The organism is Sinorhizobium sp. B11 (assembly GCA_039725955.1).
GTDB lineage: Bacteria > Pseudomonadota > Alphaproteobacteria > Rhizobiales > Rhizobiaceae > Rhizobium.
In genome coordinates this window covers 3,722,501-3,738,141 of sequence record CP091034.1, presented here as the reverse complement: position 1 = coordinate 3,738,141, position 15,641 = coordinate 3,722,501, and the positions used below count along the sequence as shown (strand labels likewise).

Annotated in this window: 12 protein-coding genes and 1 pseudogene (1 of these 13 cut by a window edge); all 13 read right to left on the bottom strand. The window is 60.5% G+C overall.

The annotated features are described in order from the left end of the window. Nucleotide 1 precedes the first annotated feature (1 nt). Nucleotides 2–1,027 carry an ABC transporter ATP-binding protein gene (locus LVY75_28570; protein XAZ22725.1) on the bottom strand — a complete coding sequence of 342 codons (1,026 nt, stop codon included), beginning with the start codon at nt 1,025–1,027 and terminating at the stop codon, nt 2–4. Beyond that, a complete protein-coding gene (locus tag LVY75_28565) occupies nt 1,020–1,799 on the bottom strand; it encodes an ABC transporter permease (GenBank protein ID XAZ22724.1) in 780 nt (259 codons plus the stop codon). Before LVY75_28565 ends, LVY75_28570 begins: the two co-directional genes overlap by 8 nt. After that, nucleotides 1,796–2,623: an ABC transporter permease gene (locus LVY75_28560; protein ID XAZ22723.1), complete on the bottom strand. Its 828-nt coding sequence runs from the start codon at nt 2,621–2,623 to the stop codon at nt 1,796–1,798. Before LVY75_28560 ends, LVY75_28565 begins: the two co-directional genes overlap by 4 nt. A gap of 63 nt (nt 2,624–2,686) precedes the next feature. After that, the gene (locus LVY75_28555; protein ID XAZ22722.1) at nt 2,687–3,709 is read right to left on the bottom strand and encodes an ABC transporter substrate-binding protein; all 1,023 of its coding nucleotides are present in this window, start codon (nt 3,707–3,709) and stop codon (nt 2,687–2,689) included. Nucleotide 3,710: 1 nt separating this feature from the next. Continuing rightward, nucleotides 3,711–4,754, bottom strand: coding sequence for a LacI family transcriptional regulator (locus tag LVY75_28550; protein XAZ22721.1), 1,044 nt, complete (start codon nt 4,752–4,754; stop codon nt 3,711–3,713). A 169-nt stretch (nt 4,755–4,923) separates the two neighbouring features. After that, a complete protein-coding gene (locus tag LVY75_28545) occupies nt 4,924–6,357 on the bottom strand; it encodes an efflux transporter outer membrane subunit (GenBank protein XAZ22720.1) in 1,434 nt (477 codons plus the stop codon). Nucleotides 6,358–6,511: 154 nt separating this feature from the next. Beyond that, entirely contained in the window at nt 6,512–9,622 is a 3,111-nt protein-coding gene (locus tag LVY75_28540) for an efflux RND transporter permease subunit (GenBank protein XAZ22719.1), read from the bottom strand. Between the two features lie 50 nt (nt 9,623–9,672). Continuing rightward, a complete protein-coding gene (locus tag LVY75_28535) occupies nt 9,673–10,890 on the bottom strand; it encodes an efflux RND transporter periplasmic adaptor subunit (protein XAZ22718.1) in 1,218 nt (405 codons plus the stop codon). A 151-nt stretch (nt 10,891–11,041) separates the two neighbouring features. After that, nucleotides 11,042–11,645 (bottom strand): annotated as a pseudogene (locus LVY75_28530) (TetR family transcriptional regulator). A gap of 97 nt (nt 11,646–11,742) precedes the next feature. Next, the gene (locus LVY75_28525; protein XAZ22717.1) at nt 11,743–12,687 is read right to left on the bottom strand and encodes a phosphoribosylaminoimidazolesuccinocarboxamide synthase; all 945 of its coding nucleotides are present in this window, start codon (nt 12,685–12,687) and stop codon (nt 11,743–11,745) included. Between the two features lie 181 nt (nt 12,688–12,868). Beyond that, entirely contained in the window at nt 12,869–14,611 is a 1,743-nt protein-coding gene (locus LVY75_28520) for an SLC13 family permease (GenBank protein ID XAZ22716.1), read from the bottom strand. Nucleotides 14,612–14,719: 108 nt separating this feature from the next. Continuing rightward, a complete protein-coding gene (locus LVY75_28515) occupies nt 14,720–15,403 on the bottom strand; it encodes a phosphoribosyltransferase (protein XAZ25850.1) in 684 nt (227 codons plus the stop codon). 11 nt (nt 15,404–15,414) lie between these two features. Beyond that, nucleotides 15,415–15,641 carry the 3' portion of an rRNA pseudouridine synthase gene (locus LVY75_28510; protein ID XAZ22715.1) on the bottom strand. Its footprint extends 580 nt past the window's final position, so 227 of the gene's 807 nt are visible here — the last part of the coding sequence; the start codon falls outside the window, past its right edge; the stop codon is at nt 15,415–15,417.

Here is a 15,641-nt window from a genome sequence, read left to right as displayed (position 1 = left end):
CTCACCCGAAACGCTTGAGGCTTGCGGAAGCCGCGACCGGCAGGTCGAAGGCGATGGAGCTGCCGAGTTCGTGTTGCGGCAGGGCTGCGTCCACTTCGGCCTTGATCGGGCCGAGCGAGCTGTCCAGCAAATATTCACGGCTGTTGCCGGCAAAGGACGTGCCGCGCACGGTGCCCTGGAAAGGACCAGAACCAAGGATCACCGCACGCGGCCGCCAGGCCAGGCCCGCCGCACCGTCGGGTGCCGCGGTCGAAAGGGCGACTGCGCCACCAGGCGTCGCGAGCTTTCCGTCCGTCAGCGCAAAGACATTCTCGAAGCCGACGAAATCGGCAACGAAAGAAGAAACAGGTTTGTTGTAGATATCTTCGGGCGTGCCGATCTGCTCGATGCCGCCGTTCAGCATGACGATGATACGGTCGGCAAGGGCAAGCGCTTCTGCCTGGTCATGGGTGACGAAGATCATCGTCACGCCCGTCTCCTTCTGGACACGCTGCAACTCGGCGCGCATTTCGAGGCGCAGGCGGGCGTCGAGGTTGGAAAGCGGCTCGTCGAGCAGCAGCACCTTTGGCTCCATGACCATGGAGCGCGCGAGCGCCACACGTTGCTGCTGTCCGCCGGAGAGCTCGCCCGGTTTGCGGCCGGCGAATTTTGCAAGGCCGACGGATTTGATGCCGGCATTGACCTTGCCGTCCAGATCATCACCACGAAGGCCCTTCAGCCGCAGTCCGAAGGCGACGTTTTCATAGACGGTCAGATGCGGGAAAAGCGCGTAGGACTGGAAGACGAGGCCGACAGCGCGTTTGTTGGCGGAGACGCGGGTGATGTCGGCGCCATCGAGATTGATGCGGCCGGAGGCCGGATTCAGCAGGCCGGCGATGGCGCGCATCGTCGTCGTCTTGCCGCATCCGGAAGGGCCGAGAAGCGCCACCAACTCGCCCCTGGCGATCGACAGGTCGAGGTCCTTCACCGCGACCGTATCGCCATAGGCCAGCGTCAGCTTGTCGAGTTGAAGGTAGGCATCAGACATAGCGAGAGAATCCCAGGAAGCGTTCGGCGAGGAAGACGATGCCGATCGAAAGGAAGGCGAGCAGCGCCGAGAGCGCCGCAATGGAGGGGTCGTAGGTGGTTTCCATGTAGCCCAGCATGTCGATCGGCAGCGTGCGCACGCCGGGGCCGGAGAGGAAGAGGGAGACCGGAACCTGATTGAAGCTGGTGACGAAGCCGAGGATGAAGGCAGCCAGAATGCCGCCGCGGATATTCGGCATCACGACGCGGAAGAAGGCGCCGAGCCGGGAGGAACCGAGCAGGACGGCCGCTTCCTCGATATCGGAGCGCAGGTTACCGAGGCTTGCGGACACGACACGCACGGCATAGGGCAGCACCAAGGCGGTATGGGCGAAGAAGAGCGCCAGTGTGATGTTGAAGCCGAAGGGCACGACGAGATAGCGCAGCAGCGCCAGACCGACGATGATGCCGGGCACGATGATCGGCAGCGAGACGATGGTTCTGACCGTTTCCGAACCCGGCAGCCGATAGCGCGCTAGCGCATAGGCGGCGGGAATGCCGAGGATGAGGGCCGCAAGCGTCCCGAAGACCGCCAGGAACATCGACATGGCAAAGCTGTCGCGGAAACTGTCGATGGTGAAGACCTTTGCAACCCAGCGCAGCGACAGGCCCTGGGGCGGGAAAGCCAGCGTGTCGCCGGCGGAAAGCGAAGCCGCGATGATGATCAGAAAGGGGCCGATCAGGAAGACCAGCAGCAGGAACAGCACGACAGGCGAAAGGAGGCGGATGCTCATCGGCGGTTCCTCGCGGTCGCAAGGCGTTTCAGCAGGATATTGGCGGTAAAGCTCATGACGATCAGGATGAAGGCGATGACACTCGCCGAGACGAAATTATTGGCGACGGAAACCTGCTGGTACATCAGCGTCTCCAGCATCAGCACCTTGGAGCCGCCGAGAATGGCGGGCGTGATATAGGCCGTCAGCGAGCCGGTGAAGACCAGCGTGCCGCCGACGACGAGGCCTTCCCTGGTGAGCGGCAGAATTACCTTCCAGAAGACCTGGAACCAGTTGGCGCCGAGCACGCGGGCGGCCGGAATGGCATCCTTCGGCATGTTCTCGAGTGCGCTGATGAGCGACAGGATCATCAGCGGCAGGAAAAGCTGCAGGAGGCCGATAAAGACGGCAGTCTCGGTGAAGAGCAGGCGCAGCGGCTCTGCGCTCAGGCCCAGGCCGGTGATCGCTTCATTGACGATGCCGGTGCGGCCGAGAATGACAATCCAGGCATAGGTGCGCGCAACCGGCGAGATCATCAGCGGCAGAGTGACGAGCCCGATCATGCGGCCCTTGCCCTTCGGAGGAAGATTGACGATCGCAAAGGCGGCGGCATAACCGATGATGGCCGACACCGCCGTCACTTCCAGGCCGAGCCGGAAGGTGCGGAAGAAAACGGTCCGGTTCAGCGTTTGCGAGAAGAAATCCGTATAGGCGGCAAGCGTCCACGCGCCGTCGCTGCGGAAGCCTTCGGAGAGCAGGATCGCGACGGGCAGCAGAAAGACTACGGCAGCGAAGATCGCGGCCGGCAGGGCAAGCGCCAGGGCTTCTGCTCGGTTCTGGAACATGAGACGCCTTTCGAGCGGGGAAGGGCGGTCCCGGTGGGTGCCGGGACCGATGTCAGCAGAGGCTTACTGGCCGACCTTTTCGTTCCATTCCTTCAGCCAGCCATTGCGGTTGTCGAGTGCGGCTGCGGACGGGATCAGCTTCAGGTTCTTGGCGGTGTCTTCGCCATAGGTGATGTTGTTTGCGACCTTGTCGGAGACCTTGACCTCCTTGTTCGCCGGGCTGTCGATGAGCTTTTCGGCGAGCTTGGTCTGGACGTCGGTCGAGAGCCAGAAGTCCATGAACTGCAGGGCGAGATCCTGGTTCTTCGAACCCTTGGTCATGACCAACACGTTCATGCCGCCGGTCTGGCCTTCCTTCGGGGTTGCCCAGGCAACGGGAAGGTCGAGCTTGGTGAAGCCTGCCCAGGAGAAACGGCCGATCGGAGCGGCCCAGATCTCCTCCTGCTGCATCAGCTGCACGAGCTGGGAAGACTTTTCATAGAAGGTAACGATCTCGTCCTTCTTTTCGCCGAGCGCTTCGATCGGCGCCTTGAGATCAGGCGTGTCCTTGCCGAGTGCGAGACCAAGCATGTAGAGCGCCGGCGGGCCCTGGTTGGTCGTGACGTTCGGGAAGGCTACGTGGCCGACATATTCCGGCTTCAGGAGATCGGCCCAGGACTCGATCTTCATCTTGTCCGAGCGGTAGGCAATGGAGGTGGCATAGAAAGTGTAGCCGACGCTCATGCCATCACCGTTCGGATCCTTGGCGACATCGTAGAGCCTGGAGAAATTTTCAAGCTTGGAGGTATCGATCTTGTCGATCAGGCCGGCGCGGGAAGCCGCAAGGCCATCGGCCATGGAGACGGCAGCAAGATCGACGACCGGATTGGCCTTGTTGGCTTCCATCTTGGCGAGGCGCTCGACGCTGTTGCCGGTTTCGACAACGAGCTTGCAGCCGCACTTGGCTTCGAAGGGGTCATAGACGATCGTCTTGTAATCGTCCTGCGCAAAGGCATAGACGGAAATGGTCAGCGTGCGTTCCTGTGCCGCTGCACCGAAAGGGAAAAGCGCAACCAGCGCCACTGATGCAACAAGAGCTTTTTTCATTCTACAGGTTCTCCATCTCTGAGGTTTTTCGTGCCGGGTTCACGAGCCCGGATGACTGGCGGATGATCAGCTGCATGGGCACGCGTTCGGTGTCCGCCGTAACCAGCACGCCCTCCCGTGTGCCACTATCGTTTATTCTGTCGACCAGTGCCGAAACGGCAATTTCGGCGATGGTGTCCATGTCCATCCTCACGGTCGTCAGCGACGGGGTGACGACCGGCGACCATATGAGATCGTCGAAGCCCGTGACGCTGACATCGGCGGGCACGCTGATGCCGTCTTGCTGCAGTTCAGTCAGCGCGCGCAGAGCCTGCAGGTCGGAAAGGGCCGCAAATGCCGTGAAGCCCTGACGCGCCTTTTCCGCAAGCCCCAGCCTGCAACCGGCGCCCGTCTCGTTTTCCAGCCGCTCGATCCAGAGTATTTCGGAGCGCATGCCATGTTGCAACCCAGCCCTGATGCCGCCGGCTCTGTCGTTCTGGACATTGGACTCGTGATTATTGCCGATGATGAGGATCTGCTGGTGGCCGAGGCCCGCCAGGTGGGCGGCAATTTCCTTTCCGCCCTGCCAGTGATCGGCGGCGACCGTATTGCCAGGTGTGGAGGCGGTATCGATGACCGCGACCGGGCAGCTTGCGGCGGAAATGCGGGTGGCGCGGCGAGGCACGACCACCATGCCGTCGACGCCACGTTCCACCAGCCGGTTGATCGCTTCCGTCTGGGCCGTGATATCGCCGCGGGAGTCGGCAATCAGCACGCCGTAGCCTGCTACGGATGCGGCATATTCGATGGCCTGGGCGATCTTCGGAAAGAGGGGATTGGCAATATCGGGCAAGACAAGGCCGAGCACGCCGCTACGGCCAGTACGCAGAGCTCTGCCGGCCTGGCTCGGCACATAGCCGAGTTCGGCGGCATGCGTGCGAATTCTTTCGATCAGTGCGTCGGAAACCCGGCCTTTGCCGGAGAGCGCATTGGAGACCGTGGCAACCGAGACGCCGAGCGACGTTGCTATCCTGCTGAGATTGGGTCCCGGGCGTTGTGAGGCCATTGTTTTGAAGCGCCGCGCTTAATCGTTTAATCAACTGCATAGCGTAGCGATTACGGCTTGTCGAATCCAAATCCTTCCTGTGCGCATATTATCTGTTCCGGCAGATATTCAGGCAAAGAAAAAGCCCCGCGGAAACCACGGGGCTTCGGAATGACGCTATGCGAGGACCTTAGCTGCCCTTGGCAGCTTTGACCGGTCCCGGACCGGTGGTCTTGCCAGTCGGCGCGAAGCCGCCGCCGGTTGCGATGTTAAGCGCAGCGTAATCCTTTGCCATCTGCTGAACGGCAGCCGCGAGGCTTGCCTGAGCGAGAGAGACCTGACGCTGGGCGTCGAGAACGTCGAGCAGCGAGGAAGCGCCGTCCTTATAGGATGCCGTCGAGAGTTCGAGGGTTTCCTGCGTCGTCCTCACCTGGGCGCGCAAGGCGTCGACCGTCTGGGCGTCACGGCGAACGGCCGAAAGGGCATCCTCGACCTGCTGGATTGCCGTCAGAACGGTCTGCTTCCAAGCGAGGTAGGATGCGACGGCGTTGGACTTGGAGACGTCGACATTGGCGCGCAGACTGCCGCCGTCGAGGATCGGCAGGTTCAAGGTCGGGCCGAAGGACCATGCCGACAGGCCGCCGTGGATGCCGCGCTGGTTGATGTAGCTCGGCGAGATCGAACCGGACAGCGAGATCGACGGGTAGAGCTGAGCTTCGGAGACACCGATCTGGGCGGTGGCAGCGGCGAGGTTACGCTCGGCCTGGCGAATATCCGGACGGTTGCGGATCAGGTCGGCCGGAACGCCGGAATTGATGCCGCCGCGGAAAGTCGGCTGGCCGGAGCCACGCAACAGTTCATCGACCATCGAACCGGCCGGCTGGCCGAGGAGGGTGGCGATTTGATGGGCCGAAACGCGGATGTTGGTTTCGAGACCGGGGATTTCTGCGAGCGTCGACTGGACGAGACCTTCAGCCTGGACGACGTCGAGGCGGGAGGCCGCGCCTGCGTCGAGCTGGAACTTGGTCAGGTCGTAGGTTTCCTGACGGGACTTCAGGTTGGCTTTCGAAAGCGCCAGGCGCTGCTGGAAGAAGCGCAGGTCAATATAGGTTGAAACAAGGTTCTGGATGTAGGACAGCTTGGCGATGTCGGCACCCGCATAGGCGGAATCAAGAGAGGCGAGGGCGCTTTCCTTGCTGCGCCTGAAAAGACCGAACATGTCGAGCAGCCAGGACAGGGAAAGCTGTCCGGCGCTGGTGTTGCGGGTGTTGAACTGGGTACGCAACTCGCCGGTCTCGCCGCTGACGGTGTGAGAAGCGCCAACATCGAGAGCAGGTAATGAACCGGCGCCAGCGATGGTCACGTTGGCGGATGCGGAATTGATGCGCTCGAGCGCCTGTTGAATCGTCAGGTTCTGGCTAAGGCCGGTCTGGACAAGGCTGTCGAGTTTGCGGTCGTTATAGGCTGTCCACCAGGCCGTGGTAGCGACGTCGCCGATGCTCTTTTTGCCACCTTCACTGAATTTTCCAGGAAGCGCCATTTCCGGAGGTACGTGATCAGGGCCTACTACACAGCCCGACAGCAATAACAATAGCGCCGGTGTGGCATAACGAAGAGATACCATGCATTTCATCCTGTAACTCGAGCAAGTCAATTCTTGTCCGAAGCGTCATGCTTCACTATCGGCCCGACGCGCCTCGATCCTTACGCTAAACACATGCCGAAGCAGTCCGCGCGCAATGTAGCAATCCGGAAAGCTTTCTCACAGTGCATTTATATCACACTCCCGCCTCATTTTTTTGCCGTGTGACAAAGATGCGGCGGATCACGACGAAGAAAGAGGGCACGAAGAAAATGCCGAGCACCGTCGCCGAAAGCATCCCTCCGAGCACGCCGATACCGATCGCGTTCTGGGCAGCGGAACCCGCGCCCGTAGCGATGGCCAAAGGCACGACGCCGAGAATGAAAGCCAGAGATGTCATGATGATCGGGCGCAGGCGCAGCCTTGCTGCTTCCAGCGTCGCCTCGAAGAGCCCCATGCCCGTCTCCGTCCGGTCCTTCGCGAATTCCACGATCAGGATCGCGTTCTTGGCGGCAAGGCCGATGGTCGTGAGCAGGCCCACCTTGAAATAGACGTCATTCGCCTGCCCGAATAGCGTTGCTGCGGCAAGTGCGCCGAGCACGCCGACCGGCACGGCCATGATGACCGAGAACGGGATCGACCAGCTCTCGTAGAGGGCAGCCAGGCAGAGGAAGACGACGAGAACCGAAATCGCGTAAAGCATCGGGGCCTGCGAGCCCGAGAGCCGCTCCTGATAGGAGATGCCCTGCCAGGCAACCGTGTAGCCGCCGCCGAGCTGTTCGGTCAGGGCTTCCATCTCGTTCATGGCTTCACCCGATGAGACGCCAGGGGCTGCCGCACCGTCGAGCGGGATGGCGCTGACAGCATTGAACCGGGCGAGCGAGGGCGCGCCATCGACCCATTGGGTTGTCGTGAAGGCGGAGAAAGGCACCATCTCGCCGGCGTTGTTGCGGGCATACCAGTGGTTCAGATCGGTCGGCTGCATGCGGAAGGGAGCGTCGCCCTGCACGTAGACCGGCTTGATTTCGCCGTTCAGCGTGAAGTCGTTGACGTCGCGGCCAGTGAAGATGATCGACAGCATGGAGTTGACCGAGGCGAGGTCGACACCCATGGCGCCGATCTTCTCCTGATCGATCAGGATTTTCATCTGCGGCTCGACTTCCTTGTTGTTCGAGCGCAGCGCGACGACCTTGCCGGTGGCGCCGGCCATCTGGATGAGCCGCTTGGATGCAGCCGTCAGGGCTTGATTGCCATGGCCGCCGGTGTCCACCAAATACATGGAGAAGCCGCTCGAGACGCCAAGACCCTGGATCGCCGGCGGCAGCAGAGCGAAGACCTGCGCCTCGCGGATCGTGAAGAAGTTCTTGAGGGCCCGGTTGACCACCGACTGAGCACTGAGATTGTGATCGGTGCGCAGTGAGAAATCCTTGAGCTTGGTGAAGACGATGGCGCTGTTCTGGCCGGAACCGTTAAAGCCGAAGCCGAGCGCGCCGAATACGGAATCCACCGCATCCTTCTCGTTTTCGCGGAAGTATTTTTCGACTTTTTCAACGACAGCCTGCGTCTGCTGCGTGGTCGAGCCAGGGGGCGTGGTGACGATGGTCAAAAGCACGCCCTGGTCTTCTTGCGGAAGGAACGAACTCGGCAGACGCGCGAAGAGATAGGCGCAGCCGGCGCCGACCAGCAGGAATACCAGCATGACGCGGATCGGGCGCTTCAAGAGGTAGCCGATGGTGCGCACATAGCCGTTGGTCGAACGGGTGAAGTTGCGGTTGAACCAGTCGCCGATGCGATGCTTCTTGTGCTCGTTGACCGGCTTCAGCATCGTGGCGCAGAGCGCCGGCGTCAGCACGATGGCGACGAGGGCCGAAAGCAGCATGGCCGAAACGATGGTGATGGAGAACTGGCGATAGATGATGCCGGTCGAGCCACCGAAGAATGCCATGGGAATGAAAACGGCGGTCAGCACGAGAGCGATGCCGACGATGGCGCCGGTAATTTCACCCATCGACTTCTCGGTCGCTTCAAGTGGCGATAGCCTTTCCTCCGACATGATGCGTTCGACGTTTTCCACGACGACGATGGCGTCGTCGACAAGAAGGCCGATCGCCAGCACCATGGCGAACATCGTCAGCGTATTGATCGAATAGCCTGTTGCCGCAAGGACGCCGAACGTGCCGAGAAGCACGACGGGTACGGCAATGGTCGGGATCAACGTCGCGCGCAGGTTCTGCAGGAAGATGAGCAGCACCACGAAGACGAGCACGATCGCCTCGATCAGTGTGTGCACGACCTTCTCGATCGACAGCTCGACGAAGGGGGTCGTGTCGTAGGGATAGGTGATCTCGACGCCTTCCGGCAGGCCACGACCGATCGTTTCGAGCGCGGTGCGGACACGGGTGGCGGTATCGATGGCGTTCGCGCCAATTGCAAGGTTGACGGCGAAACCAGACGACGGCAGACCATTATAGCGCGAGCTGCCGCCATAGCTCTCCTGCCCGATTTCGACGCGGGCGACATCGCTCAGACGGACTGTAGAACCGTCCTTTTCGACCTTCAGGATGATGTGCTCGAAATCCGCGACCGTGGTCAGCTGGCTCTGTGCCGTGATGGTGACGTTGATCTGCTGGCCCGGGACGGCAGGCTGGGCGCCAAGCGAGCCGACGGAGACCTGCGTATTCTGGGCCTGGATAGCCGAGGTCACGTCGCCCGGTGTGAGCTGAAACTTCTGCAGTTTGAACGGGTCGAGCCAGACACGCATGGCGTAGCCGGAGCCAAATACGTTGATGCTGCCTACGCCTTCCAGGCGCTGGATCTGGTCCTCGATCGAGGTCGACATGATGTTGCCGAGGTCAACGGAGGTGCGTTTGCCATCTGTCGAGACCAGCGAGCCGACGAGAAGAATGCTCGACGTGGAGCGCGTGACGCTGATGCCAGCATCGATGACGTCGCCAGGCAACTGCGACTGGACAAGCTGCAGCTTGTTCTGAACCTGTACCTGCGCGATGTCAGGATTGATGCTCGTCCCGAAGGTCAGCGAAATGCTGGCCGAGCCTGTCGACGAGGTCGAGGTCATGTAGGTCAGGTCGTCGAGACCAGTCATGCCGTCTTCGATGATGGTGGTCACCGATTTTTCGACCGTTTCCGCGCTCGCGCCGCGATAGCTGGTGTTGATGCGGACCGTTGTCGGCGCAATATCAGGATATTGCGAGATCGACAGCGTGAAGATCGCGAGCAGACCTGCGAGCATGATGGTGATCGCAATGACCCAGGCAAATATCGGTCGTCGGATGAAAAACTTGGCCATCGGTTATTCCTGTACGGCTGGGACGGTGACGATACGGGAGTGCCTGCGCATTACTTTGCTGCGGGCTTCTGTTCGCCTCCGGCCACGGGCTGATCGGCAGGGACAACCACGCCGTTGTCATTGATTTTCATTGGAACCGGTTTTACCGGCATGCCTGATACAATCGACTGCAGACCGCTGACGATGAGCTGGTCGCCATCCTTTACGCCCTGGGTCACGAGCCAGGAATTGTTGGAAGGCGAGGCATTCTCGAACACGCGGGTCTCAACTTTGCCCTCGGCGGAAATGAACTGCGCGGTCAAACGGCCGTTGGCGTCACGGGTGGTGGCAAGCTGCGGCAGGGAATACCCGGTTTCGTTACCGAGTTCGACTGTGGCGCGTACGTACATGCCGGGCAGGACGACGCGGTCGGGGTTCGGGAAAACAACACGGATGATGAAGGTACCGGTCGTTTCGCTGACAACCTGCTTCGACATGTCGAGCTTGCCCTTCTGATTATACTCGCGGCCGTCTTCGAGGATCAGGCGGAACGCGACATTGTTGTCCTCGCCCTTGACGTCGCCGGCAGCGATCGCATCGCGCAATTTCAGCAGGTTGGTGCTCGATTCCGTCAGCGAAATGTAGATCGGATCGAGCTGGCGGATGGTGGTCAGTGCGGTCGTCTGGTTGGCCGCAACGACGTTGCCGATGTTGTAGGCGGTCTGGTCGATGACGCCGTCGAAGGGGGCTGTGATCTTCGTATGATCGAGATCGATCTGCGCTGCGGTCAACGCCGCCTTTGCGGCTTCGACTTCTGCATTCGCTTGTGCAAGGGCCGTTCGGGCGGTTTCGAATTCGATCTGCGTTGCGCCGCTGCCGACCAGCCGCTGGTAGCGGTCGAAATTGCTTTGGGCGCTTGGCACGCCGGCCTCGGCTTTGGAAATCGCGGCCTGGGCCTGCTCAACGGTTGCGCGGTAGGCGGCGTCGTCGATCTGGTAGAGCAGATCGCCCTTCTTGACTTCGCCGCCTTCCTTGAACGCGATTTCACGGATGATGCCGCTTACCTGCGGGCGGATATCAGCCACCTGGAAGGCCTCGGCGCGGCCGGGCAGGATCGTGGTAATCGGATAGGTATCCTTTTTCAGCGTGACCACACCAACCGGGGCAGCCTGCTGGGCAGCACCGCCCGCGCCTGGATTGCCAGCGGGCTTGCTGCCGCCCTCGTTGCAGGCGGCGAGACCGATAACAAGCAAGAGGGTCGAGGTTACGATGAGGGCGCGCCTGGTCATGCTGAATTTCCTGTGCGGTTGGCAGTAGCGGTTCAATCGCCGGCCCTTGGAGGCGCCGCTCTATATAAACGTGGTGATTGATCCGGTAACAGGTGCCGTTATCCGATATTAAGAAAAGCTTTATGAAGTGACGTAATTCAGCAATCGTCACTTAGCAAGGTTTATTTTGCAGTGCGGCATCCACGAAACACACGATTTTTTTCCGCACGGTGCACAAGCGTGTTCTTGTCGTCCTTGGCAATGAGAATGGGATGCAGAACACAGGCTAGAACATCTGCAACGGTGCGCGCTGCCATGTCCGTATTGTCGCAATGGTAGTTGCCTTCGGCGACGCCTTCACGAATGATCTCGCCGAGCTTCTGTTCTATCCGTTCACGATAGCGCTGGCCGGCATCGAGCTTGGCATCGATCGTCGAGATCACCATCTCGAAAATGTAGGGGTTCTGCTGGATATCCCGCAGATGGCTGTCGAGCAGGCGCAGGACGAAGCTTAGCAACTGCTCTTTCGGCGGCAGGCTGGTGTCAACGGCGGCGAAGCGCTCGGTCGCATTGCCGAGATGACGCTCGGCGATCGCATCGACGAGCACCGCCTTCGAATGAAAATGCTTGAAGACATTGGCTGGCGACATGTGCAGCGACGAGGCGATATCGGCGATGGAAACCGCGACGAAGCCGCGCTGGCGAAACAGCGTATCCGCCATCGAGAGGATATCCTCCCTGGTCTCTTCGGCCTTGCGTCTGGGCCTGCGTGCCATGTGTCCCCCGCCGGGCTTGGCCCGGCACCCCTTTTTTCCGATGCTAGCGCGATTGGTTGAAAGCCTGCAACAGGCTTGCAACTCCGGCTTCAAAGGTTCAGGGAAAATAGGGCTCGAGATTTGCCCGGACACGTGCCGCGGGCGTTTCGCCACGGTCGTCGGGTACGAAGCGTTCCCCGGTAATCCATTCATAGGCTTTGATATAGACGGCTGACGTCTGCTCGATCAGCTCGAGAGGAATTTCCGGAATCGCGTCCTTGTAGGGGTCGCAGCGTTCGACGACCCAGGCGCGGACGAAGTCCTTGTCGAAGCTTTCAGGCCGCTTGCCCGCTTCGAAAGCGGCGGGATAGGTTTCCGCCACCCAATAGCGGCTGCTGTCTGGCGTGTGGATCTCGTCGGCGAGAATGATGTTGCCGTCCTTATCGGTACCGAATTCATATTTGGTGTCGACGAGGATGAGGCCACGCTTTGCCGCCATCTCCTGGCCACGGGCAAAAAGCGCCAGCGCATATTTCGACAGCGTTTCCCACTGTTCCTTCGTCAGCAATCCGCGGCTGACAATCTCTGCCGGGGTGAGCGGCTCGTCATGCCCGCCGTCGAATTCCTTGCTGGTCGGCGTGATGACCGGCTCGGGAAGGATCTGATTGTCGCGCATGCCGTCGGGCAGGCGCATCCCATACATCTCGCGCTCGCCCTTCTTATAAAGTGTCAGGATCGAAGTGCCTGTCGTGCCGGCGAGATAGCCACGTACGACGATCTCGACCGGAAGGATATCGAGCCGTTTGCCGATGACGACATTCGGGTCGGGATAGTCGAGGACGTGATTGGGGCAGATGTCCTTCGTTGCCTCGAACCAGTATCGGGCTGTCTCGGTCAGCACCTGTCCCTTGTAGGGAATGCAGGTCAGGATGCGATCGAAAGCGCTCAGCCGATCGGTGCTGATGATGATGCGCCGGCCATCCGGAAGATCGTAATTCTCACGCACCTTGCCGCGGTAGTAGTTCGGCAGTTCCGGGAAATGGGCTTCGGAGAGAATACGCACGACGCCTGGTTATCCTTCTATCGGCTGAGACTAAAGCGTGCCGCGATCATTGGGGTCCGCTTCGCACGCCTCAGGTCTTTGTTTTACGCATGTCGTTATCGCAAAACCGCTCCACACTTTTGCGCCGCATGCTCTGGCCCTGCTCTAGTTTCATTGCTGTGGAAGTCAAGCAAAGGCTCGTTCAAAGCCAGAAGACGGTGACGAGAATGAGCGTGAGTATATAGCCAGTGAGGGTCAGCGGCCAGCCGGCGCGTAGGAAATCGCGGAAGCGGTAGCTGCCGATGCTCATCGACAGAGTATTGTTGTGATGGCCGAAGGGGGTGAGGAAATCCTGCGATGCTCCGGCTGCCACCGCGATCAGGTAGGCCTGCGGCGGTTGCTCACCGGCGCGCGCAAACTCCAGCGCAATTGGTGCAAGCACGATCGCAACCGTCGCGTTGTTGACGAAGGGCGTCAGCGCCATGGCGAGAAACAAAACGAGTGCGATGCCCCACAACGGATTTACGATGGGGAATACAAGGCTAAGCCAGGTTGCAATGGTCTCGGCCATGCCTGTCGTGGCAACTGCCTGACCGATCGGAATCATTGCCGCCAACATGATGATGATCGGCCAGTTGAGATCCGCCATCGCATGGCGAATATTCAAATAGCCGGGGAGAGCAAGTGCCAGGAGCACGAAGGCAAGAGCGATGTCGGGGCGTAGACCGAAAGCGGAGGCAGCAACGCCGCAGGCAAAAATAGCAAAAGGTCGCCACGAGGCTGTTGAGGCAGGAGGAGGCGCTGTTGAGGCAAGCGGAAGGCATTCGCACTCCTCAAGCGCTTCCGCGACCGCCGCTTTCGGGCCATCCAGTACCAATATGTCGCCGATCGAAAGCTGCAGATCCGCAAAACGCCCCTCGATGCGAGGAGACCGCATCGACAATGCTGAAACAGTGACCCCGCGATTGCGGAAGACCTCCAGCGATGCGATGCGCGAGCCGACGACAGTGCTTTCCGGCATGACGACGGCTTCGATGCTTGTGAAATCCGGCTGCAGTCCGTGTGGATGGGCGTCTGCCACAAGCGCCTGCGAGGCGGCCAGATCCGCGAAGGCCGAATCCGCGCCCTGCGCCAGCAGGATATCGTTTGGCTGGATGACAGATTGCTCGAGGGGGCCAAAGACGAAAGTCCCGCCGCGGATCAGGGCGTGCGGCTGAATGCCGAAGCGCTCGGGACATTGGGCCAGTGTCGCGCCGATAAGCGAGGAATGTTCGGGGATGCTGCGTTCGACGACAATGCGGCGGATCGGTGGAGTCGGCGCTTCCGTTGTCTCGTCCGGCTCTGCAAACAACCGCTGCACCATCAGCGCGATCAGCATGATGCCTGCTATGGCGACCGGAAGCCCGACATAGGCGAAGTCGAAGAAGCGGAAACCTTGGCCGGTGGCTTTTTCAAGCGCGTCGCTGACGAGAAGATTGGCGGGAGTGCCGATCAAAGAGACAAGACCGCCGAGAAGGGCGGCGAAGGAGATCGGCATCACGAGCTGCCGGCGCGGAATGCTCATGAGCGTGCTGAGCCGGAGCGCCAATGGCAAGGTGATCGCAAAGGCGCCGATGTTGTTCATGAAGACAGAGATGATGCCGGTCAGCGCGGACATGGCTGTGATGACCCCGAAATGCGAGAAACCCGATGCCAGGAAGCGCTCGGCGAGGCTGTCAAAGAGTTTGGTGCGCGCCAGTACCTGGACGATCAGCAGGATTTCGACCACGGTGATGACGACAGGGCTTGAGAAGCCGGCAAAGATGCCTTCGGCGGGATAAAGGCCGAGCACGTAGCCAGCAAGCAATCCGCCGATGGAGATAAGTTCCATGCGCAAGCGGTCGAGGGAGAACAGGAAGAGCATTGCCACCAGCAGGATCAGGAGGGCTGCTTGCTCAAGCGTCATCGGCGGTTCCTGTCTTCGATCACACGCCGAATGTAGCTCTTCGTCTCGTGCTGTATAGCCCGTTCAGACGAAAGAATGATCGGTCTTCACATGTGAGCTCGATGCCGCTCAGGCAAGTCTGCGCCATTTTCCTTCGGCTGTCCGCTCCAGGATGGGCGTGGCGAAAACGCCTTTCGTGCGCGCCTGCCATTGGGGGGCTGCGGCGTCGAGCTTGGCGCGCCAGCGGTCCGATTGCAGCATGGCCGCACCAATGACGATGGGTTCGACGTTGCAGCTCCCGAGCAGATCAAGGCCTGCGACGATCGAAGTTCCGCTCGATATGACGTCATCGATCAGCGCGACACGGCGTCCTTCCAGGAGGGGCAGCATGCGCGGATCTATATAGAGCCGTTTCTGTTGTTCCGGCGTGGTGATCGATGAGAGTGAGACTGACAATTCGTCGCGATACCAGAATTTGCGGGAGGTGCCGAGCGGCACATAGCGGCTGTGGCCGAGCTTCTGCGCGACAGCAGCTGCGAGTGTCAGGCCGAGTGTCGGCAGACCGGCAACCACATCGATGCCTGATGGTTCTATCTTTGCTGCAAGGCTTTCGGCGAGCGCGTCCAGTACTGCAAAGCTTGCCTGGTTGATAATCAGCGAGGCCAGCGCGTGATCGCCATCCGAGAGTACCCGGATCGGCAGCCGCAACTGTCTGCCATCCCCCAGTTCCGCTATAAAGAAGGAGGTGAAATCGCCGCCTGTTTCAAAGCTGCCCGGCGGATGGATCTCCTGCCAGAAATCATGAGGCTTCATCTCGTTCATTCTCAATCCCGTATTGCCTTGCCGTTACCGAGCTTCCGGCGAAGGTCCTTCAGCTCGGATTCAGTCAAGGCCCTGACCGATCCCTTCGGCAGGTCGCCAAGTCCCAGCCCACCGATCGCGACACGCACGAGCCGCAGGCAGGCGATATCGAGCGCTTCCAGCATCCGGCGGATCTGCCGGTTGCGACCCTCCTGCAATTCCACTTCGATCCAGGAGTTGCGGTCGCCCT